General features: G+C 48.7%; 16 protein-coding genes and 2 rRNA genes. 14 read left to right on the top strand and 4 right to left on the bottom strand.

Annotation, left to right across the window (positions count from 1 at the left end):
• The 11 genes from CSD97_RS08275 to CSD97_RS08220 form a co-directional block, all read left to right on the top strand.
• Nucleotides 1–94 (top strand): 23S ribosomal RNA (locus tag CSD97_RS08275); the annotation flags it as partial.
• Nucleotides 95–165: 71 nt separating this feature from the next.
• Nucleotides 166–276 (top strand): 5S ribosomal RNA (rrf, locus tag CSD97_RS08270).
• Nucleotides 277–586: 310 nt separating this feature from the next.
• Nucleotides 587–1,177 carry a hypothetical protein gene (locus tag CSD97_RS08265; RefSeq protein WP_005827382.1) on the top strand — a complete coding sequence of 197 codons (591 nt, stop codon included), beginning with the start codon at nucleotides 587–589 and terminating at the stop codon, nucleotides 1,175–1,177.
• A gap of 16 nt (nucleotides 1,178–1,193) precedes the next feature.
• Nucleotides 1,194–2,033, top strand: coding sequence for a DUF2764 domain-containing protein (locus CSD97_RS08260; protein WP_005837370.1), 840 nt, complete (start codon nucleotides 1,194–1,196; stop codon nucleotides 2,031–2,033).
• A 19-nt stretch (nucleotides 2,034–2,052) separates the two neighbouring features.
• The gene (locus tag CSD97_RS08255) at nucleotides 2,053–3,807 is read left to right on the top strand and encodes a V-type ATP synthase subunit A (protein ID WP_005827385.1); all 1,755 of its coding nucleotides are present in this window, start codon (nucleotides 2,053–2,055) and stop codon (nucleotides 3,805–3,807) included.
• A gap of 140 nt (nucleotides 3,808–3,947) precedes the next feature.
• The gene (locus CSD97_RS08250; RefSeq protein WP_005827389.1) at nucleotides 3,948–5,273 is read left to right on the top strand and encodes a V-type ATP synthase subunit B; all 1,326 of its coding nucleotides are present in this window, start codon (nucleotides 3,948–3,950) and stop codon (nucleotides 5,271–5,273) included.
• Nucleotides 5,274–5,393: 120 nt separating this feature from the next.
• Nucleotides 5,394–5,999 (top strand): V-type ATP synthase subunit D, encoded by a 606-nt coding sequence (locus CSD97_RS08245; protein ID WP_005827391.1) that lies wholly within the window; start codon nucleotides 5,394–5,396, stop codon nucleotides 5,997–5,999.
• The gene (locus CSD97_RS08240) at nucleotides 5,996–7,822 is read left to right on the top strand and encodes a V-type ATPase 116kDa subunit family protein (RefSeq protein ID WP_008664313.1); all 1,827 of its coding nucleotides are present in this window, start codon (nucleotides 5,996–5,998) and stop codon (nucleotides 7,820–7,822) included. Before CSD97_RS08245 ends, CSD97_RS08240 begins: the two co-directional genes overlap by 4 nt.
• A 33-nt stretch (nucleotides 7,823–7,855) precedes the next feature.
• Nucleotides 7,856–8,275, top strand: a complete 420-nt coding sequence (locus tag CSD97_RS08235) for an ATPase (protein WP_005827396.1) — start codon at nucleotides 7,856–7,858, stop codon at nucleotides 8,273–8,275.
• A 295-nt stretch (nucleotides 8,276–8,570) separates the two neighbouring features.
• Nucleotides 8,571–10,232: a glycogen/starch synthase gene (locus tag CSD97_RS08225; RefSeq protein WP_005827398.1), complete on the top strand. Its 1,662-nt coding sequence runs from the start codon at nucleotides 8,571–8,573 to the stop codon at nucleotides 10,230–10,232.
• A 30-nt stretch (nucleotides 10,233–10,262) separates the two neighbouring features.
• Nucleotides 10,263–12,827 carry a glycosyltransferase family 1 protein gene (locus CSD97_RS08220; RefSeq protein WP_005827401.1) on the top strand — a complete coding sequence of 855 codons (2,565 nt, stop codon included), beginning with the start codon at nucleotides 10,263–10,265 and terminating at the stop codon, nucleotides 12,825–12,827.
• 124 nt (nucleotides 12,828–12,951) lie between these two features.
• Here the strand turns inward: CSD97_RS08220 and fldA are convergent, their stop codons facing one another.
• Nucleotides 12,952–13,458, bottom strand: a complete 507-nt coding sequence (gene fldA / locus CSD97_RS08215) for a flavodoxin FldA (RefSeq protein ID WP_005837365.1) — start codon at nucleotides 13,456–13,458, stop codon at nucleotides 12,952–12,954.
• Nucleotides 13,459–13,701: 243 nt separating this feature from the next.
• Between fldA and CSD97_RS08210 the strand changes: the two genes are divergently transcribed.
• On the top strand, nucleotides 13,702–13,998 hold the full coding sequence (locus tag CSD97_RS08210) for a molecular chaperone DnaJ (protein ID WP_098032259.1): 297 nt from the start codon (nucleotides 13,702–13,704) through the stop codon (nucleotides 13,996–13,998).
• A 36-nt stretch (nucleotides 13,999–14,034) separates the two neighbouring features.
• Nucleotides 14,035–14,781 (top strand): 2,3-diphosphoglycerate-dependent phosphoglycerate mutase, encoded by a 747-nt coding sequence (gpmA, locus tag CSD97_RS08205; protein ID WP_005827407.1) that lies wholly within the window; start codon nucleotides 14,035–14,037, stop codon nucleotides 14,779–14,781.
• A 28-nt stretch (nucleotides 14,782–14,809) separates the two neighbouring features.
• Here gpmA and CSD97_RS08200 read toward each other — a convergent pair whose 3' ends face one another.
• A complete protein-coding gene (locus CSD97_RS08200) occupies nucleotides 14,810–15,532 on the bottom strand; it encodes a DUF6064 family protein (RefSeq protein WP_005837362.1) in 723 nt (240 codons plus the stop codon).
• A gap of 111 nt (nucleotides 15,533–15,643) precedes the next feature.
• On the opposite strand from CSD97_RS08200, the gene CSD97_RS08195 reads away from it, so the two are divergent.
• A complete protein-coding gene (locus tag CSD97_RS08195) occupies nucleotides 15,644–16,990 on the top strand; it encodes a threonine/serine exporter family protein (RefSeq protein WP_005827410.1) in 1,347 nt (448 codons plus the stop codon).
• 164 nt (nucleotides 16,991–17,154) lie between these two features.
• On the opposite strand, the gene nrdG is transcribed toward CSD97_RS08195, so the two are convergent.
• Together nrdG and CSD97_RS08185 are read right to left on the bottom strand one after the other, a co-directional pair.
• Entirely contained in the window at nucleotides 17,155–17,661 is a 507-nt protein-coding gene (nrdG, locus tag CSD97_RS08190) for an anaerobic ribonucleoside-triphosphate reductase activating protein (RefSeq protein ID WP_005827412.1), read from the bottom strand.
• A gap of 13 nt (nucleotides 17,662–17,674) precedes the next feature.
• Nucleotides 17,675–19,882 (bottom strand): anaerobic ribonucleoside triphosphate reductase, encoded by a 2,208-nt coding sequence (locus CSD97_RS08185; protein WP_098032254.1) that lies wholly within the window; start codon nucleotides 19,880–19,882, stop codon nucleotides 17,675–17,677.
• Between the last annotated feature and the right edge of the window lie 370 nt (nucleotides 19,883–20,252).

Below are 20,252 nucleotides of genomic sequence, written 5' to 3'. Positions count from 1 at the left end.
AGGGTCGTTGTAGACTACGACGTTGATAGGATGCAGGTGTACAGGCAGCGATGTCATAGCCGAGCATTACTAATTGCCCGTCCACTTTTTGCCTTCCGTGTATGGAGGTATATACGTTCAGCAATATATGGACACTTTACTTTTTTCTCATCATGTCTGCCTTATTCAGGTGACTACAGCACCGGGGTTCCACCTCTTCCCATTCCGAACAGAGAAGTTAAGCCCGGTCACGCCGATGGTACTGCGTAACAGTGGGAGAGTAGGTAGTCGCCGTTTTCAGAAGAAGCCTCCGTGTCTGATAAGGATACGGAGGCTTTGTTCGTTTATATACCTCCGGAACTGCTCCCCTTAATCCCTGTCATGCGTTGTTGCATACGTATTTTTCTGCTTCTTTTGTCATTCTTTTGTTATCATTACAGAACAAAGTTGGTGTAAAATGAGTTTTTTTGGAAGAGCAAGAACTTTTCTTCCTTTCTTTCTATTCAATATCAAATGGATTTTTGTAAATTTGGCGTGAATCTAATAGGAAGGGAAAAAATCACGCAATTAATATTGTAATATAAATCATATAATAACTCCTGCAAATATGGAAAACAAGATTCAAGAGCTGACCGATAAGATCTACCGCGAAGGCGTAGAGAAAGGAAACGAAGAGGCACAGAAACTTATCGCAAAAGCTCAGGAAGAAGCCAAGAGAATTATAGAGGATGCTCACAAGGAAGCGGATTCTATCGTGGCTACCGCTCATAAGTCTGCCGATGAACTGGCAGAGAATACAAAATCTGAATTAAAGTTGTTTGCCGGTCAGGCTGTGAATGCTCTGAAGTCCGAAATCGCTACGTTGGTGACGGACAACATTGTGAATGCCGATGTAAAGGCATTTGCTGCAAACAAGGATTATCTTAATGCCTTCATCGTTGCATTGGCGTCCAAATGGAGTGTGAACGAACCAATCGTTATCTCTACTGCCGATGCGGAAGGCTTGACAAAATATTTCGCAGCGAAGGCGAAAGACCTGCTGGACAAGGGTGTGAAGATTGAGCAAGTGAATGGCATCAAAACCTTGTTCTCCGTATCGCCTGCCGATGGTTCGTACAAGGTGAACTTTGGCGAAGAAGAATTTATGAATTACTTCAAGGAATTCCTGCGTCCGCAATTAGTGGAAATGCTGTTCTAAAAACTCCCACAGGATTATGAGTAAATACTATTACTTGGTAGCCGGTTTGCCTGAACTTACTCTGGAAGACAGTAAACTGAGCTATACAGTAGCCGATTTCAAGACGGAACTATATCCTGCCTTGTCGGAAGATGATAAAAAGTTGATAGATTTGTTTTATCTGAAATTCGATAATGCGAATGTCTTGAAACTATTGAAGGATAAGGATGCTGCCATCGACCCGCGCGGAAACTATTCGTCGGAGGAACTGGTGGAATATATCTCACAACTGAAGGATGGCGACGAAGTCTCTGACAGTGTATTCCCATCTTATCTCTCTACGTTCATTTCCGAATACTTCAGCCTGCCTGCCGAGGACGGTTTCTTGTATGAAGACCGCCTGGCAGCGCTCTATTACGCCTATGCTATGGAATCCAGGAATCAGTTTGTGTCTTCCTGGTTTGGCTTCAACCTCACTCTCAATAATATATTGGTGGCGCTCACAGCACGTAAGTTCAAGCTGGACATTGCTCCGCTGATTGTGGGTGATACGGAAGTGTGCGAGGCTCTGCGTACTTCCAATGCCCGTGACTTCGGTCTGGGTACTGAGGTGGATTATCTGGAGCAGCTGGTGAAAATCAGTGAGACGGAGGAACTGGTGGACCGGGAAAAGAAACTGGACCAGCTTCGCTGGGACTGGATGGAGGAGGCCACATTCTTCGATTACTTTACCGTGGAACGTCTGTTTGTCTTCCTGCTACAGCTGGAGATGATAGAACGGTGGATTTCGTTGGATAAAGAGAAGGGTAACCAACTGTTCCGCAGCATTATCGCTGCCTTGAAAGACGAGGTGCAGATACCCGCAGAATTCAGATAAAATAAACAACTAAAAATATATGGCAACAAAAGGAACTGTTAGTGGTGTAATAGCCAACATGGTGACCCTCGTCGTCGACGGACCGGTAGCGCAGAATGAGATTTGTTATATCTCGACCGGAGGAGACAAGTTGATGGCGGAGGTGATTAAGGTAGTAGGTACCCAGGTCTACGTGCAGGTATTTGAGAGTACCCGCGGACTGAAAGTGGGGGCCGAAGCTGAGTTTACCGGACATATGCTCGAAGTAACACTGGGGCCCGGTATGCTTTCGAAGAACTACGACGGTCTGCAAAACGACCTCGATAAGATGGACGGTGTTTTCTTGAAACGCGGGCAATATACCTATCCGCTGGATAAAGGAAGCAAATGGCATTTTGTGCCTTTGGCAAAGGTGGGCGACCAAGTGGAAGCCGCTGCCTGGCTGGGACAAGTGGACGAAAACTTCCAACCTCTGAAAATCATGGTGCCTTTTGAACAGAAAGGTGTGTGCACCGTGAAATCCATTGCAAAGGAAGGTGATTACAGTATTGAGGATACCATTGCAGTGCTGACGGATAGCGAAGGTAATGACATCCGGGTGAACATGATACAGAAATGGCCCGTGAAGCGCGCCATGACCAACTATAAGGAAAAACCGCGTCCTTTCAAATTGCTGGAAACCGGTGTGCGTGTAATCGACACCGTAAACCCGATTGTGGAAGGTGGTACGGGTTTTATCCCCGGTCCGTTCGGTACTGGAAAAACGGTGCTTCAGCATGCCATTTCAAAACAAGCGGAAGCGGACATCGTAATCATCGCTGCCTGCGGTGAGCGTGCCAACGAGGTTGTGGAAATCTTTACAGAATTCCCCGAATTGGTTGACCCGCATACGGGACGGAAGCTGATGGAACGTACGATTATCATTGCCAATACTTCGAACATGCCGGTGGCTGCCCGTGAGGCATCTGTCTACACGGCTATGACGATTGCAGAATACTACCGAAGCATGGGATTGAAGGTACTGCTGATGGCGGACTCCACTTCACGTTGGGCGCAGGCATTGCGCGAGATGTCCAACCGTATGGAGGAGTTGCCCGGTCCCGATGCCTTCCCGATGGACTTGTCCTCCATCATCTCCAACTTCTACGGCCGTGCGGGTTATGTGAAGCTGAACAATGGCGAGTCCGGTTCCATTACTTTCATCGGTACGGTATCGCCTGCCGGTGGTAACTTGAAGGAGCCGGTAACCGAGAATACGAAGAAGGTGGCACGCTGCTTCTATGCCCTTGAGCAAGACCGTGCCGACAAGAAGCGTTATCCTGCCGTAAACCCGATTGACTCGTATTCCAAATATATAGAATACCCTGAATTTGAAGAGTATATCACCAAGCACATCAACGGTGAGTGGATTGGCAAGGTGAATGAAATCAAGACCCGTTTGCAGCGTGGTAAGGAGATTGCCGAGCAAATCAACATCTTGGGTGACGACGGTGTGCCCGTAGAATATCACGTGACTTTCTGGAAATCGGAATTGATTGACTTCGTTATTCTGCAGCAGGATGCCTTTGATGAAATTGATGCCGTGACCCCGATGGAGCGTCAGGAGGAGATTCTGAATATGGTAATAGAAATCTGTCATACTGAATTTGAGTTCGACAACTTCAACGAAGTAATGGATTACTTCAAGAAAATGATTAACATCTGTAAGCAGATGAACTACTCGAAGTTTAAGTCGGAAGAATACGACAAGTTCCATAAGCAGTTGCAGGAACTGGTTGAGGAACGTAAAGCCTAAGGATGTACTATGTGACTATTTACAATTTACTATTTGCCTTGCGGATGCAGGTGTACGGAGGTTGTAGATAGGAAAATAGTAGAATAGGATGGCAGAGATTTAAATAGTAAATAGTAAATTGCTAAATTGTAAATAAATAGATGGCAACAAAAGCATTTCAAAAAATATATACCAAGATTACTCAGATTACGAAAGCTACGTGTTCGCTGAAGGCAACCGGAGTGGGGTATGACGAGTTGGCGACCGTAAACGGCAAGCTGGCCCAGGTGGTGAAGATTGCCGGCGACGAAGTGACTTTGCAGGTGTTTGAGGGTACGGAAGGTATTCCCACCAATGCAGAGGTAGTATTCTTGGGCAAGGCTCCTACAATCAAAGTGAGCGAGCAGCTTGCCGGACGCTTCTTCAACGCCTTTGGCGACCCCATCGACGGTGGTCCGGCCATTGAAGGCGAGGAGGTGGAAATTGGCGGTCCATCCGTGAATCCGGTGCGCCGTAAGCAGCCCTCGGAACTGATTGCAACCGGTATTGCAGGTATCGACTTGAACAATACGCTGGTGTCCGGACAGAAGATTCCGTTCTTTGCCGACCCCGACCAGCCCTTCAACCAGGTGATGGCGAATGTGGCTCTGCGTGCGGAGACCGACAAGATTATCCTTGGCGGTATGGGTATGACGAACGATGACTACCTCTACTTCAAGAACGTATTCTCCAATGCCGGTGCGCTCGACCGTATCGTCAGCTTTATGAATACCACCGAGAATCCTCCGGTAGAGCGTCTGCTGATTCCGGATATGGCACTGACGGCGGCCGAGTATTTTGCTGTAAACAATAATGAAAAGGTGCTGGTGCTGCTGACGGATATGACTTCCTACGCCGATGCGCTCGCCATCGTGTCCAACCGTATGGACCAGATTCCTTCGAAGGACTCCATGCCGGGTTCCCTTTATTCGGACTTGGCGAAGATATACGAAAAGGCGGTGCAGTTCCCAAGCGGCGGTTCCATCACGATTATTGCGGTGACGACTCTGTCCGGTGGCGACATTACGCATGCCGTGCCCGACAATACGGGTTATATCACGGAAGGCCAGTTGTTCCTCCGTCGTGACAGCGACATCGGTAAGGTTATCGTTGACCCGTTCCGTTCCTTGTCCCGTCTGAAACAGCTTGTTACGGGCAAAAAGACACGTAAGGACCATCCGCAGGTGATGAATGCCGCTGTACGTCTGTACGCCGATGCCGCCAACGCCAAAACCAAGCTTGAAAACGGTTTCGACCTGACGAACTACGACGAACGTACCCTTGCCTTTGCCAAGGACTACTCCAACCAGCTACTGGCCATCGATGTCAACCTCGATACCACAGAGATGCTCGATGTGGCATGGAGTCTGTTCGGCAAGTATTTCCGTCCGGAAGAGGTGAATATCAAGAAAGAGCTTGTGGACCAGTTCTGGCCGAAAGCAAACTAAATAAATGTACGATTAGACGATTTACGGTTTACGATTGATATTACTGAAATTGTAAATCTGTAAATTGAGAAATTGAGTAGCTTCAGTCGTCTAATCGTAAATCGTTAAATCGTAAATAAAATGGCTATTAAGTTTCAATATAACAAAACCTCGCTTCAGCAACTCGAAAAGCAACTGAAGGTGCGCGTGCGTACACTCCCCATTATTAAGAATAAGGAGAGTGCCCTGCGTATGGAAGTGAAGCGCTGCAAGGGAGACGCTGCCGCGTTGGACGCGAGGTTGGAAAAGGAAATCCAAGCTTACGAAGCCATGTTCGCCCTTTGGAATGAGTTCGACGCTTCATTGATAAAGGTCAGCGATGTTCATCTCGGTGTAAAGAAGATTGCCGGTGTACGGGTGCCGTTGCTCGAGAATGTAGATTTCGAGATACGCCCTTACAGCTTGTTCAATGCGCCCAAATGGTATGCAGACGGGCTGCATTTGCTTAAGTCACTGGCACATACTGCCATCGAGCGTGAATTTACTGTTGCCAAGTTGAACTTGTTGGAACATGCGCGTAAAAAGACCACCCAGAAGGTGAATCTTTTTGAGAAAGTACAGATTCCGGGTTATCAGGATGCTCTGCGCAAAATCAAGCGGTTTATGGAAGACGAGGAGAACCTTTCCAAGTCATCGCAGAAAATCATGAAATCCCATCAGGAGAAAAGGAAGGAGGCAGAGGCATGATTACGAAAATGAAGAAGCTCACGTTCCTTGTGTATCATAAGGAGTACGAAGCATTTCTGGCACAAATCCGGGAACTGGGCGTGGTGCACGTTGTGGAAAGGCAGTGCGGCGAGATGGACGACACCTTGCAGCAATTCATGCAGAAGCGTACGCTCTACAAGAATATGCTTCAGAGCATGCACACCCTGGCAGACAAACAGCCGGAAGAAAAGGTGCATAAAGAGTTGTCGGCCGATGCTCTGGTGAAATTCTACGAGGACTTGCAGGCGCGGATACAAGACTTGAACCAGCAGATTCCCGCCATCGACAAGGATGTGGCGCAGATGGAAGTCTGGGGCGATTTCGATTGGAGAGCCATCCGCAAGCTGGAAGATGCTGGTTGGTTCGTGCAGTTCTATACCTGCCCGGAGAAAGACTATAACGAAGCGTGGGCAGAGGACTACAATGCCATCGTGGTGAAAGAGAACGGCGGACATCTTTATTTCGTGACCGTCACTCCCCAACCGGTAGAACTGGATGTGGAACCGCTCCGTCTGCCTTCACTCAGCCTCTCCGAACTGAGCCGGAAGAAAGCCGATACGGAAGAGGCCCTTGTGCAGGCACATGCCGGATTGAAAGAATTCTGCAAAGCGAATTACTGCACGTTGGAGAAGTACAACCTACAGCTCCAGGAAGAGATAGACCTGCTGAAAGTCAAGCTGAACAGCGAACATATGGCAGAAGGTGCCGTAGTGTTGATGGAAGGCTGGATTCCCGAAGACTGCGAGGCGGATGTGAGGAAACTTCTCGATGAAAGCGGCACTTATTATGAGATAAGGGCTGCCAAGCGCGAGGACAATGCTCCCATCAAGCTGAAAAACAACGCCTATACACGCATGTACGAAGTGCTTACCAAAATGTACGGTATGCCCGAATATGCCGAGTTCGACCCGACACCGATACTTGCGCCATTCTTCTCGCTCTTCTTTGCTTTCTGTATGGGAGATGCGGGCTACGGTCTGGTACTAATTGCACTCGGGTTCATTTTGAAAAGGAAGATGTCCAAGTCCATGAAAGGCATGATGAACCTGGTGATTACGTTGGGTATATTTACGTCCGTCATCGGTGCCATATTGGGAACCTTCTTCGGTGTAAGCCTCTTTGACCTGGAGATACCCGCCAAACTGAAGGAATTCATGATTGTGGGTAAGATAGGTGAGACTACCTATGACAAGCAAATGCTGCTGGCGTTGATTATCGGTGCGGTGCACATCTGCATTGCCATGACGGTGAAGGCCGTGGGACAGACCGTTCGTTTCGGCTTCAAGGAGTCGCTCAGTGCTTGGGGATGGCTGTTGCTGGTGGTGGGATTTATCTGCACCGGCGGACTTTCCTTCTTCAAAATAATTTCGGAAGACGTGTCTACGTGGGCATTTATCGTGATTGGCGGTGTTTCTGCCATCGGTATCTACCTGCTGAACAATATCCACCGGAATGTATTTGTCAACATCGGTGCCGGAGTATGGGATACCTATAACATGGCAACCGGATTGATGGGCGATATACTTTCCTACATCCGTCTCTATGCCCTCGGCTTGGCAGGCGGTATGCTTGGAGGCGTGTTCAACCAGCTTGCCTTCATGGTGAACGATGCTGCAGGTCCGGCCCTGGGATGGCTGTTCTGCGGTCTGATACTGATATTCGGGCATACGCTGAACATTGCCATGTCTTGTCTGAGTGCCTTTGTACACCCGCTCCGTCTGACATTTGTGGAATACTTCAAGAATTCCGGTTACGAAGGTAAGGGCGAAGCCTATAAACCTTTTACAGTAGTAAAGAAATAAACAAATTAAAAAACAAATAAAAATAGAAACATTATGAATGAAATTTTAGGTTATCTCGGTCTGGGCCTGATGTTGGCCCTTGCAGGAATTGGCAGTTGCTTCGGTACAACTATCGCCGGTAGTGCGGCAGAAGGTGCGTTGAAGAAAGACCCTTCCAAGTCAGCAAGTTATATGATTTTGTCGGCCCTTCCGGCTACGCAGGGACTTTACGGCTTCGTGGCTTTCCTGATGTCCATGGGCAGGGATTTTGCTACGGACGGCCCTTTGATGCTGGGCATCGGACTGGGTGTGGGGCTGGTATGCCTGTTCTCCGCTATCCGTCAGGGACAGATTTGTGCTAGCGGTATTGTGGGTATTTCCCAGGGACACGACGTACAGACCAATACAATGATTTACGCCGCGCTTCCTGAATTCTACGCTATTTTGGCGCTGGTAGCTGCATTGATGGTATAATCCGGATTATAAGAAAATAAACCCCAGGGATTTACAATTGAAATCCCTGGGGTTTTTTGTTTAAATTCCTGGGGCTTCAACTGAAAACTCCAGGAATTCTTTTTTGAAACTTCGGGAATTTTAGACGAAAAATGCATGGATGGGCGAGCCAATGGGGCTTTTGTGGCTAAACTATGACATTCCGCAAACGATTGTTTATGCATATTTAATCAGTTTTTTCGATTAAAAGGCTATTTTTCAAAGAATAATCCGTACTTTTGCAGCCGTAATTAAGATAAAGAGATTATAACATAATATGACTAAAGAACTACTTACCCCCGATTACATCTTCGAAGCGAGTTGGGAAGTGTGTAATAAAGTAGGCGGTATCTATACAGTTTTGTCTACAAGGGCAAATACTTTACAGACTAAATTTCGCGATAGATTATTCTTTATAGGGCCGGATTTCTGGCAGGGAAAAGAGAACCCTTTGTTCATTGAGTCTGATAACCTTTGTGCAGCGTGGAAAAAACATGCAGCGTTGAAAGACAATCTTTCCGTCCGCGTAGGTCGCTGGAACATTCCGGGAGAACCTATTGTTATATTGGTTGATTTCCAACCGTTCTTTGCAGAAAAAAATGAGATTTATACAGAAATGTGGAACCGCTATCAGGTGGATTCACTGCATGGATATGGTGATTATGACGAAGCATCCATGTTTGCTTTCGCTACCGGCAAGGTGATAGAGAGCTTCTATCGCTATAATTTGACGGAAACGGACAAAGTGGTGTTCCAGGCACACGAGTGGATGACCGGCATGGCCGCCCTCTATCTTCAGTCTGCCGTTCCCGAGATAGGGACTATCTTCACCACCCATGCCACGTCCATCGGCCGCTCCATAGCTGGCAACAACAAGCCGCTTTACGATTATCTTTTCGCCTACAACGGCGACCAGATGGCGGAGGAGCTGAACATGCAGTCCAAACATTCCATTGAAAAGCAGACGGCCCACTATGTGGACTGTTTCACCACTGTGAGCGAAATCACAAACAACGAATGCAGGGAATTGCTTGACAAGCCTGCGGATGTTGTGCTGATGAACGGTTTTGAAGATGATTTTGTACCGAAAGGCGCCACCTTTACCGGCAAGCGCAAACGTGCCCGTTCCACCATGCTGCGTGTGGCAAACTGCCTGCTGGGTGAGGACTTGGGCGACGATACGCTGATTATCGGTACCAGCGGACGCTATGAGTTCAAAAATAAGGGTATCGATGTGTTCCTGGAATCATTGAACCGGCTGAACCGCGATAAAGATTTAAAGAAGAAAGTATTGGCGTTTGTCAACGTGCCCAGCTGGGTGGGAGACCCCCGCGAGGACTTGCAGAAGCGCTTGAAGAGCAAAGATAAGTTCACCGAACCGTTGCAGTGTCCTTTCATCACCCACTGGCTGCACAATATGACGCACGACCAGGTGCTGGATATGCTGAAATACCTCGGTATGGGCAATCGTCCCGAAGATAAGGTGAAAGTAATTTTTGTACCTTGCTATCAGGATGGTCACGATGGCATCCTCAACAAGCATTATTATGACTTGATTTTAGGCGAGGACCTCAGTGTCTATCCGTCCTATTATGAACCGTGGGGATATACCCCGCTGGAGAGCGTGGCTTTCCGGGTGCCTACCATCACCACCGACCTTGCCGGTTTCGGACTTTGGGTGAACAGTCTGAAAAACCAGCATGGCATAAACGACGGAGTGGAAGTGCTGCACCGTTCGGACTATAACTATTCCGAAGTGGCAGACGGCATCAAGGACACCGTAGCCTTGTTCTCTACCAAGACGGAAGCCGAAATCAAGGAAATACGCAAGCGTGCAGGCCAGGTGGCAGAGCAGGCTTTGTGGAAGCACTTTATACAATATTATTACGAGGCTTACGACATTGCACTGCGCAATGCCATGAAGCGTCAACTAAAATAAAAGAATTATTAATCAATTAGTTATCATACAATGAAGATTAAAGTTAGTAATGTAAACACTCCTAACTGGAAAGATGTGAATGTGAAATCGCACATTCCCGCCGAACTGGAGAAACTGTCTGAACTGGCACATAACATCTGGTGGGCATGGAATTATGAAGCCACCGAACTGTTCAGAGACCTTGACCCTGCTCTCTGGAAAGAAGTAGGACAGAACCCCGTACTTCTGCTGGAACGTATGAGTTATGCTAAACTCGAGGCACTCGCAAATGACAAAGTTATTCTGCGCAGAATGGATGACGTATACTCCAAGTTCCGCACATACATGGATGTGAAGCCTGACAGCAAGCGCCCGTCCGTGGCTTATTTCAGTATGGAGTATGGTTTGAGCCATGTACTTAAGATATATTCCGGCGGTCTGGGTGTACTTGCCGGTGACTACCTGAAAGAAGCTTCCGATAGCAACGCCGACTTGTGTGCAATCGGTTTCCTGTACCGCTACGGTTACTTTACACAAACATTGTCTATGGACGGCCAGCAGATTGCCAATTACGAGGCACAGAACTTTGGCCAGTTGCCCATCGACCGTGTATTGGATGAGAAGGGCGAGCAGATGGTAGTGGATGTTCCTTATCTGGACTACTACGTGCATGCTTATGTGTGGAGAGTGAACGTTGGACGTATCTCTCTCTATCTACTTGATACTGACAATGAAATGAACAGCGAGTTCGACCGTTCCATCACTCACCAGCTGTATGGCGGTGACTGGGAAAACCGCTTGAAGCAGGAAATCCTGCTCGGTATCGGTGGTATTCTGACGCTGAAGAAGCTGGGCATCAAGAAAGATATCTATCACTGCAACGAAGGACATGCTGCTTTAATCAACGTACAGCGCATCTGTGACTACGTGGCCGAAGGTCTGACTTACGACCAGGCTATCGAGCTGGTACGTGCTTCTTCTCTCTATACTGTACATACTCCGGTTCCTGCCGGTCACGACTACTTCGACGAAGGCCTTTTCGGCAAGTACATGGGCGGCTATCCTTCAAGAATGGGTATCAGCTGGGACGACCTGATGGACCTCGGACGTAACAATCCGGGCGACAAGGGTGAACGTTTCTGTATGTCTGTATTCGCTTGCAACACTTCTCAGGAGGTGAACGGTGTGAGCTGGCTGCACGGAAAGGTTTCCCAGGAGATGTTCGCTTCCATCTGGAAGGGTTACTTCCCCGAAGAAAGCCATGTGGGCTACGTTACCAACGGTGTACACTTCCCCACTTGGAGCGCTACGGAGTGGAAACATCTCTATGCTGCGCATTTTGATGAGAACTTCCTCTACGACCAGTCCAACCCCAAGATTTGGGAGGCTATCTATAACGTGTCCGACGAAGAAATCTGGAAGACGCGCATGGTGATGAAGAACAAACTGATTGACTATGTTCGCAAGCAATACCGTGAAACTTGGTTGAAGAACCAGGGTGACCCTTCACGCATCGTTTCCCTGCTGGACAAAATCAATCCGAACGCTCTGCTGATAGGTTTCGGACGCCGTTTCGCTACCTACAAGCGTGCACACTTGCTGTTCACCGACCTCGACCGTCTGGCCAAGATTGTGAACAACCCCGACTATCCGGTACAGTTCCTCTTTACCGGTAAGGCTCACCCGCACGATGGTGCCGGCCAGGGCTTGATTAAGAGAATCATTGAGATTTCCCGTCGTCCGGAGTTCCTGGGCAAGATTATCTTCCTGGAAAATTATGACATGCAGTTGGCACGTCGCCTCGTTTCAGGTGTGGATATCTGGCTGAACACTCCGACACGTCCGCTCGAAGCATCCGGTACTTCCGGCGAAAAGGCGTTGATGAACGGTGTTGTAAACTTCTCCGTACTCGACGGCTGGTGGTTGGAAGGCTATCGTGAAGGTGCCGGTTGGGCATTGACCGAAAAGCGTACTTACCAGAACCAGGAACATCAGGACCAGCTCGATGCCGCTACTATCTACAGCATTCTTGAGCAAGAAATTCTGCCGTTGTTCTATGCACGCAACAAGAAGGGATATTCTGAAGGTTGGGTGAAGACTATCAAGAACTCCATCGCACAGATTGCTCCCCACTATACAATGAAGCGTCAGCTGGACGACTATTACGACAAGTTCTACATCAAGGAGGCCAAACGTTTCAAGATGCTGGCTGCCGACGGTTGTGCCAAGGCTAAGGAAATAGCTGCTTGGAAGGAAGAAGTTGCCGAGAAGTGGGACAGCATTGAAGTGGTGTCTTGCGAAAAGACCGAAGACCTGGTGAAAGGCTCCATCGAGAGCGGTAAGGAATACACCATTACTTACGTTATCGACGAGAAGGGCTTGAACGATGCTATCGGTCTGGAACTGGTGACTACTTATACGGCTCAGGATGGCAAACAGCATGTTTACTCCGTAGAACCGTTCAATGTAGTGAAGAAAGAAGGTAACCTTTATACTTTCCAAGCTAAGCACAAGATGGAAAATGCGGGTAGCTTCAAGGTTTCTTACCGTATGTTCCCGAAGAATGCAGACCTGCCTCACCGTCAGGACTTCTGCTACGTTCGCTGGTTCGTATAAGAGCATAAAAAAGATAATGTGCCTGCGGATATGGCGGAACACATTATCTGTTCAGATAAAAGATATCATCTGCATGATGCAGGCAGACCATCCGTTTAAAGTAAACGGATGGTCTGTTTCTTTTCTAGAGCTTGCTTTTTATTTCGGCTGTCCAGGCGTCAATGCGTTCGGCGGTTTTGTTACTTTCGTTCACTTCGTCGAGGGGAAGTCCTACGAATGCACCGTCTACCACGGCGATGGAAGAGGAGAAGGAATACCCGTCCGTGCTGACTTTGTTGCCCAAGAAGGTACATCCGCTATCCTTCAGGTCCTCGTAGAGTACTCCGATGCCGTCGCAGAATGTGTCGCAGTAGGATTCGGAGTCACCGCAACCGAATAGGGCTACGAACTTCATGGAAAGGTCGGCGCTCTTCAGTACTTTTACACCGTCATACCAGTCGTCCTGCAGTTCGCCGTCTCCCCAAGTGGAGGTACCTAGAACCAGCACTTCATATTCCTTGATTTTATCGGCGGTCATCTTGTCAACACTATGTACGTCGGTGGAGGAAACTCTCAACTTTTCGGCTATCTGGTTAGCCAACTCTTCGCAGGTTCCGGTACTGGAACCATAAAAAACACCAGTCTTTTTCATTGTAAATAAAGTGATTAAATTGTTTGCTGCAAAGTAAAGGCTTTGCCGGAGAACGTGAAATACCTACATGTAGGGCTTTTAGTGTTGTGCCGCTCCCCATTTCGGGTTAGCTTGTGGCGTGGTTTATAGAGGTCGCGGCTACCTACTAATTGGGATGGCAGACTCTCTTTTTGATGAAAAGTAGGTATTGCCGGATTGTTAAAAATGAAGGACATTTGTACCGGTAATAATAGACAAGTGTTTATGGTTAGATTCGTACATTCCACTCATTCGCAATTCCATCCTTCCGTGGCTGGTAAGTGGCTGGTGTGGGGGACTTTGATGATGCTTCTTGCGGGGGTGGCTATCATTGTTTTTTCGGTATTCTCGCATGATGCACTCGATGCGTGCTGTAATTGCATAATCTGTACTTTCAACCGTGTCCCGAAGGAAGGGGAATATTTGTATAACTGCTACCTGCCGGTCATCAGCATGGTGTGGGTGGCGTTTCTGGTACTTTTGGTATATGTGGTCCGCTATTGCATGAACAAGAGGAGGTAGCCGGGTGTTCTATAGGTAAAACTGAAAGGAGACTATATGAAAAAGATTGTTTTGCTTCGCCACGGCGAGAGTGCATGGAATAAGGAAAACCGCTTCACGGGGTGGACGGATGTTGATTTGACAGAGAAAGGCGTTGCTGAAGCTGTAAGGGCGGGTGAGCTGCTGGCAGAAAAGGGATTCCGTTTCAAGAAGGCGTATACTTCCTATCTGAAGCGTGCCGTGAAGACACTGGATTGTGTGCTGGACCGCCTCGACCAGGACTGGATTCCGGTGGAGAAATCGTGGAGGTTGAATGAGAAACACTACGGCCAGTTGCAAGGGCTGAACAAGGCAGAGACGGCTGCCAAGTACGGTGACGAGCAGGTGTTGGTATGGCGCCGGAGCTTTGATGTGGCTCCGCATGCATTGGCCGAGGATGACCCGCGTAATCCGCGTTTTGAGGACCGTTATCAAGAAGTGCCCGATGCCGAACTGCCCCGTACGGAGTCGTTGAAAGATACGATTGAGCGTATCATGCCTTACTGGAAATGTGTCATCTTCCCGAATCTGAAGACGGCCGACGAATTGCTGGTAGTGGCTCATGGCAATAGCCTGCGGGGTATTATCAAGCATCTGAAGCATATTTCGGACGATGAAATTGTGCATCTGAACCTGCCTACGGCGGTGCCCTACGTCTTTGAGTTTGACGATGAGCTGAACTTGACGAAAGACTATTTCTTGGGTGATCCCGAGGAGATAAAGAAATTGATGGAGGCTGTGGCCAATCAGGGAAAGAAGAAATGATTTTGGCGCGCGGAAGCGCGCTATTTCTTTATCCTCTCATTCCATGGAGCAGCGTCATGCTGAGCAGTACCCCGACCACTATACAGATGAGGATAAGGAACCAGTTCATGAGCCGTGCACCCAGCTTGGTTTCCTTGTGCAAGTTCTGTTCAAAGTAGTTCTTGAAGAACAGATAGATGGCAGGCACGGTGGCGCTTGCCAGTAGCAGGTCTTCGGGAATCTTGTAGATGTAGACTTTGGAAAAGGCGATGAGCGCCCAGTGGCAAAGGAACAGAATGACGAGCAGGTTGACCCTGCGCGAGAAAGCCAGCAGCAGCCCGATGGTGAAAACTGCTACCGAGCAGGGCATCACGGTGGTGGTCATCATGGGAAATTCCATTCCGCGTGCCCACGAAAGGAGCGGGTAGAGGAAAGGCATTGCATAGAGTACCCCCACCAGTACCTTGTATTTCGGGTTGCGCTCGAACGGAGTGTAGCCGGTAAACAAATCCCATAGCCACAACACTGCAATCACTCCCCAGAAGATGGCGAGTATATGGTGGTGTCCGCGCGCTCCGCAATACATCATGTAGTACACGATGGATATCCACCCGTTCAGAAATACCATGTAGATTTTCATGGAGCGTTTTGCCCATAAGGTCGGTTTCCGGTAGAGTTGCGTGGTGAGCAGGATACCTGCTGCGGTGATGAGGAGCTGTGTCCACCAGGTGGCCTCGTTGTATTGTGCGATAGTATTCCAGAATATTTCCATTTGTGTCCATTAAAAAAACGGCTGCAAAGGTAGAGTTTTCTGCCGAAAGAATGAAATCGTTTTCTACATTTTGCCTATCTTTGTGCCTCCAAAAAATAGGTAAAAAGATTCATGGATAAGACTTTGACTGAACAAGAGATTGCCCTGCTGCGCAGGAAACTCGATTTATTGCTTCGTACCGGACAGCTGCTGGTGGAGAGTGCGGCTGATACGAACCGTGTTGTTCGTAACCTGAACCGTGTTGCCGCCTATCTGGGGCTGCCGGAAGAAAAGCTCCACATCGACGTAAGTTATACCATGCTGGTGGTGAATGTGAGCGACGGCCTGCATTCGTTCTCCAAATTCCAGAAATGTGAAAAGCATGGCATCAACATGACTGCCATTTCCGAAATCAGCAAACTGTCCTGGCGGGCTATTGAGAATGACTATTCCCTCGACCAGTATGAGGAGGAACTGGAAAGAATCAAAAACAAGAAGCGGAACTATGTGCCATACGTTGTTGCCATCGGTGCCGGCTTTGCCTGCGGAGGTTTCTGTAAACTGTTCGGTGGTGACTGGATGGCGTTTCTGTTTACCTCTATCTGCGCTTTTGCCGGCTTCCGCGTCCGTGCCCGTTGCATGGAGTTCGGCATCAATCACTATATGAGTATTGCCATTGCCGCATTGATTTCTACCTGTCTGGCCTATGTGTCTTCGTTTGCCGGGCTCTCGGAAACTCCCTATCATCCGTTGTTGGCGTGTGCACTGTTCATCGTTCCGGGGGTGCCGCTGATAAACTTTGTGGATGATATGATTGACAATTATATCCAGGTGGGCATTGTGCGGGCTGTGAATACGGTGCTGATGGTCTGTGCAATGGCCTTCGGCATTGTAATAGCCATGCGCCTGCTGACGGTGGAGGATGTCGTGATTGACAAGAAGTTCAGCGAATTGAGTATGGTGCCTCATGACAGTTATCTGGTGTATGCCATTGCGGCGGCGATAGCTGCCATGGGATTTTCCATGATATTCAACATACAGCGGCGCTTGTTGTGGGTTGTTGCGGTGGGCGGTATCATTGCCGTTTGTACGCGTAACTTTGTCAATTTCGAATTGGGTTACGGACCGGTGATAGGTTCGTTCATGGGCAGCATGGTTGTCAGCCTGATAGCCGTGAAGGCAGTGCATTGGTTCCATGTTCCCAATCATGTGCTGACGATTCCTTCTGTCATCCCTATGATTCCGGGAGTGCTGATGTATCGTGCACTTTTCGGGCTTATCAATATGCACGGTGTGGTAGGCGAGGTGACGGCGGTTGTTTCCAACGGCATCACGGCTTCACTGATTATTCTCTGCATAGCGCTGGGAGTGGCGGTGCCCAATATCTTTGCCCGCCGGTATATTGCCAAGGATAGGCAGCGCTTTCTTCAGGAGGAGCTGCAGAAGCGCAGGGAAAGAGGGAAATTTATAGAATGGTGATATAGGTGGAGGGTGTCAAAAAACTCTTAACACTTTCTTTTAGGCGCGGATTACGCGGATTTCACGGATTTTGTTTATTGAATCCGTGTTATTCCGTGTAATTTGCGCCTGATATTATAACATTATAAAAGTGCTCATATATTTTTGAAAACTTTTCTTCTTTTTTAAATGCCCTTTTTCGGATTATAGTGGTAAATGACGGTTTCGCCTTTTTGCAGGGATGTTTGTACGTCAATCAGACGCTGGTTGCGGCTTCCCCGGAAATAGAGTTCCTCATCCCTCAGTTCTTTCTTGAATTTGCCGTCCACCAGTACGTCGATGTACTTCAGCAGTTGGGCTTGGCGCGGGTTGCGCAGTAGCTTTTCGAAAGTATAGCCCGTATAGCACCAGATGTTTTTCCGGCTCCGCTCCTTGATGGCATGTGCCAGTTGGGTGAATCCTTCCGGCTGGAACATCGGGTCTCCACCACTGAAGGTGACGTCTGCAAAGTTGTCGGCAAGGACTTTTTCCAGAATCTCTTCCGTACTCATCCAGTGCCCGCGGTTGATGTCCCACGACTCCGGATTGTGGCAACCGGGACAACCGTTGGGGCATCCGGCAGCATAAATGGCGGTCCGGAAGCCCGGACCGTCTACTGTGGTATCTTCTAAAATGTCGAGAATAGAAAGCATGAGTAGGGAATTTTTAATTATGAACGACCCTGTCGTTCAACTCTGCCAGCTTGGCATTGTTCCAGCGGTCGGTTGTCCCCACCAGGTAGCCGGTGATGCGTTGCAGCTTGTCGATATGCTTGCTGCCGCACTTCGGGCATTCTTCCAGGTTTGGGGTGGAGTTTTCGTGGCCGCACTCCAGACAGCGGTTACGGTTGTGGTTTACCGAACCGTAGCCGATGTTGTATTGGTCCATCATGTCCACTACACGCATAATGACTTCCGGATTGTGGGTGGCGTCACCGTCTATCTCCACATAGAAGATGTGTCCGCCGCGGGTCAGTTCATGATAAGGAGCCTCCACTTCCGCTTTGTGGCGGGCGCTGCATTTGTAGTATACGGGCACGTGGTTGGAGTTGGTGTAGTAGTCACGGTCTGTGATGCCCGGCAGCGTGCCGAACTTTTTACGGTCGATGCGGGTGAACTTGCCCGACAGCCCTTCGGCAGGAGTGGCAAGCACGCTGTAGTTGTGCTGGTATTGCTCCGAGAACTGGTTGGCACGGTCGCGCATGTAGGTCACGATTTTCAGTCCCAGCTCCTGGGCTTCGCCAGATTCGCCGTGATGTTTTCCGAGCAATGCCACGAGACATTCTGCCAACCCGATGAAACCGATTCCCAGTGTTCCCTGGTTGATGACGGAAGCAATCGTATCGTTCGGTTTCAGCTTCTCGCTGCCTATCCACAAGGCAGACATCAGTAGCGGGAACTGCTTGGCGAAGGCGGTCTTTTGAAACTCCATGCGCTCGTGCAGCTGGCGTGCGGTCACTTCGAGCATACTATCCAGCTTGGCAAAGAACCGGGCGATGCGCTGTTCCTTGTCTTCGATGTTCATGCACTCAATGCCCAGACGGACGATGTTGATGGTAGAGAAAGAGATGTTGCCGCGTCCGATGGAGGTCTTCGGTCCGAAACGGTTTTCGAATACACGGGTGCGGCATCCCATGGTGGCAACTTCATGCTGGTAGCGTTTCGGGTCATCGGCTTTCCAGTCCTCGCTTTGGTTGAAGGTGGCGTCCAGGTTCAGGAAGTTCGGGAAGAAACGCCGTGCCGTCACCTTGCAGGCCAGTTGGTAGAGGTCGTAGTTGCGGTCTTCAGGCAGGTAGCTCACACCCCGTTTCTTTTTCCATATCTGGATGGGGAAGATGGCGGTTTCTCCGTTTCCTACCCCTTGATAGGTGCTTTTCAGCAGCTCGCGGATGATGCAGCGCCCCTCGGCAGAGGTGTCTGTGCCGTAGTTGATGGAGCTGAACACCACTTGGTTGCCGCCGCGTGAGTGGATGGTGTTCATGTTATGGATAAACGCCTCCATGGACTGGTGCACGCGCGATACGGTCTTGTTGACAGCATGCTGCACGATGCGGTCCTCGTCCGTCAGTCCGTCCAACGGCTGCAGCAGATAGTCGGCCAGTTCCTTCTGATAGAGATGGGAATAGTCTTTTCCATTCAGTTCTTCCAGGTTCTTGACTTCCTCGATGAAGCTGTTGCGCACGTAGGGGGCAAGGTAGAAATCGAATGCAGGGATGGCTTGTCCGCCGTGCATCTCGTTCTGGGCTGTTTCCAGCGAGATGCATCCCAGGATACTGGCAGTCTCGATGCGTTTGGCCGGGCGCGATTCGCCGTGTCCGGCAGAGAAGCCGTATTTCAGAATATGGTCCAGCGGATGTTGCACGCATGTCAGGCTCTTGGTGGGATAATAATCCTTGTCATGGATGTGCAGATAGTTCTGGGTGACGGCATCCAGAACTTCTTCACTCAGCAGATAGTCGTCCACAAAAGGCTTGGTGGTTTCGCTGGCAAACTTCATCATCATGCCCGCCGGGGTATCGGCATTCATGTTGGCATTTTCGCGTGTGATGTCGTTGGACTTGATGTTAATGATTTCCAGGAACATGTCGCGCGTCTTTGCTTTGCGGGCAATGCTTCGCTGGTTGCGGTAAGCGATGTATTTCTGGGCAACGTCCTTGCGGCTGCTCTTCATCAGCTCCACTTCCACCAAATCCTGGATGGCTTCCACCGTCATCTGCGAATCTCCCTTGAAAGAGATGCGGTCCGTAATCTGGTGTATCAGTTGCAGGTCTTCCCCCTTGTCTGTATGCAACATGGCTTTGCGGATGGCCGTTGCTATTTTTTCTTCGTTGAATCCGACGACGCGCCCGTCGCGCTTGAGTACTGTCTGTATCATAACCTTTTATGCTTAAATGTGACTGTCTTTTTTAGTTTAATTGCGGAAACAAAGATATTATAGTTATTGATAGGTTTTGCTTTTTGGAAAACTTTTTGTGGTTTAAAAAGTGTTAATCTATTGATTATTAATGATGTAATTGTTTAAAGTGGAAAACTTCTAATGAAAAATAACTTTTAAAGTTATTCATTACTGATTATTATTGCATGCATAAGCATCATCTGATTTCGAAGTGTCAAATGAAGATAAATCTTTTGGGCAGATTGTGAATCTTCGATTTTTTTAGTTATATTTGCAACGAATTGGTTTATTTAAGGTTTTTAGTCCTTGATAATACTTCTTGTTGCCATTCGATTGTATTGCTTTGCTG

Source organism: Bacteroides sp. AR29, assembly GCF_900217715.1.
GTDB lineage: Bacteria > Bacteroidota > Bacteroidia > Bacteroidales > Bacteroidaceae > Bacteroides > Bacteroides uniformis.
Note: the sequence above shows the minus strand (reverse complement) of the source record. Positions and strands in the feature narration are given on the sequence as shown.

Excerpts from the sequence above, each read along its gene's own strand:
- CSD97_RS08240 (WP_008664313.1), top strand. The coding sequence starts at position 5,996 with ATGATTACGAAAATGAAGAAGCTCACGTTCCTTGTGTATCATAAGGAG.
- CSD97_RS08260 (WP_005837370.1), top strand. The coding sequence starts at position 1,194 with ATGAGTAAATACTATTACTTGGTAGCCGGTTTGCCTGAACTTACTCTG.
- CSD97_RS08225 (WP_005827398.1), top strand. The coding sequence starts at position 8,571 with ATGACTAAAGAACTACTTACCCCCGATTACATCTTCGAAGCGAGTTGG.
- CSD97_RS08200 (WP_005837362.1), bottom strand. The coding sequence starts at position 15,532 with ATGGAAATATTCTGGAATACTATCGCACAATACAACGAGGCCACCTGG.
- gpmA (WP_005827407.1), top strand. The coding sequence starts at position 14,035 with ATGAAAAAGATTGTTTTGCTTCGCCACGGCGAGAGTGCATGGAATAAG.
- CSD97_RS08245 (WP_005827391.1), top strand. The coding sequence starts at position 5,394 with ATGGCTATTAAGTTTCAATATAACAAAACCTCGCTTCAGCAACTCGAA.
- CSD97_RS08210 (WP_098032259.1), top strand. The coding sequence starts at position 13,702 with ATGGTTAGATTCGTACATTCCACTCATTCGCAATTCCATCCTTCCGTG.
- CSD97_RS08185 (WP_098032254.1), bottom strand. The coding sequence starts at position 19,882 with ATGATACAGACAGTACTCAAGCGCGACGGGCGCGTCGTCGGATTCAAC.
- CSD97_RS08235 (WP_005827396.1), top strand. The coding sequence starts at position 7,856 with ATGAATGAAATTTTAGGTTATCTCGGTCTGGGCCTGATGTTGGCCCTT.
- CSD97_RS08250 (WP_005827389.1), top strand. The coding sequence starts at position 3,948 with ATGGCAACAAAAGCATTTCAAAAAATATATACCAAGATTACTCAGATT.
- CSD97_RS08265 (WP_005827382.1), top strand. The coding sequence starts at position 587 with ATGGAAAACAAGATTCAAGAGCTGACCGATAAGATCTACCGCGAAGGC.
- fldA (WP_005837365.1), bottom strand. The coding sequence starts at position 13,458 with ATGAAAAAGACTGGTGTTTTTTATGGTTCCAGTACCGGAACCTGCGAA.
- CSD97_RS08195 (WP_005827410.1), top strand. The coding sequence starts at position 15,644 with ATGGATAAGACTTTGACTGAACAAGAGATTGCCCTGCTGCGCAGGAAA.
- CSD97_RS08255 (WP_005827385.1), top strand. The coding sequence starts at position 2,053 with ATGGCAACAAAAGGAACTGTTAGTGGTGTAATAGCCAACATGGTGACC.
- nrdG (WP_005827412.1), bottom strand. The coding sequence starts at position 17,661 with ATGCTTTCTATTCTCGACATTTTAGAAGATACCACAGTAGACGGTCCG.
- CSD97_RS08220 (WP_005827401.1), top strand. The coding sequence starts at position 10,263 with ATGAAGATTAAAGTTAGTAATGTAAACACTCCTAACTGGAAAGATGTG.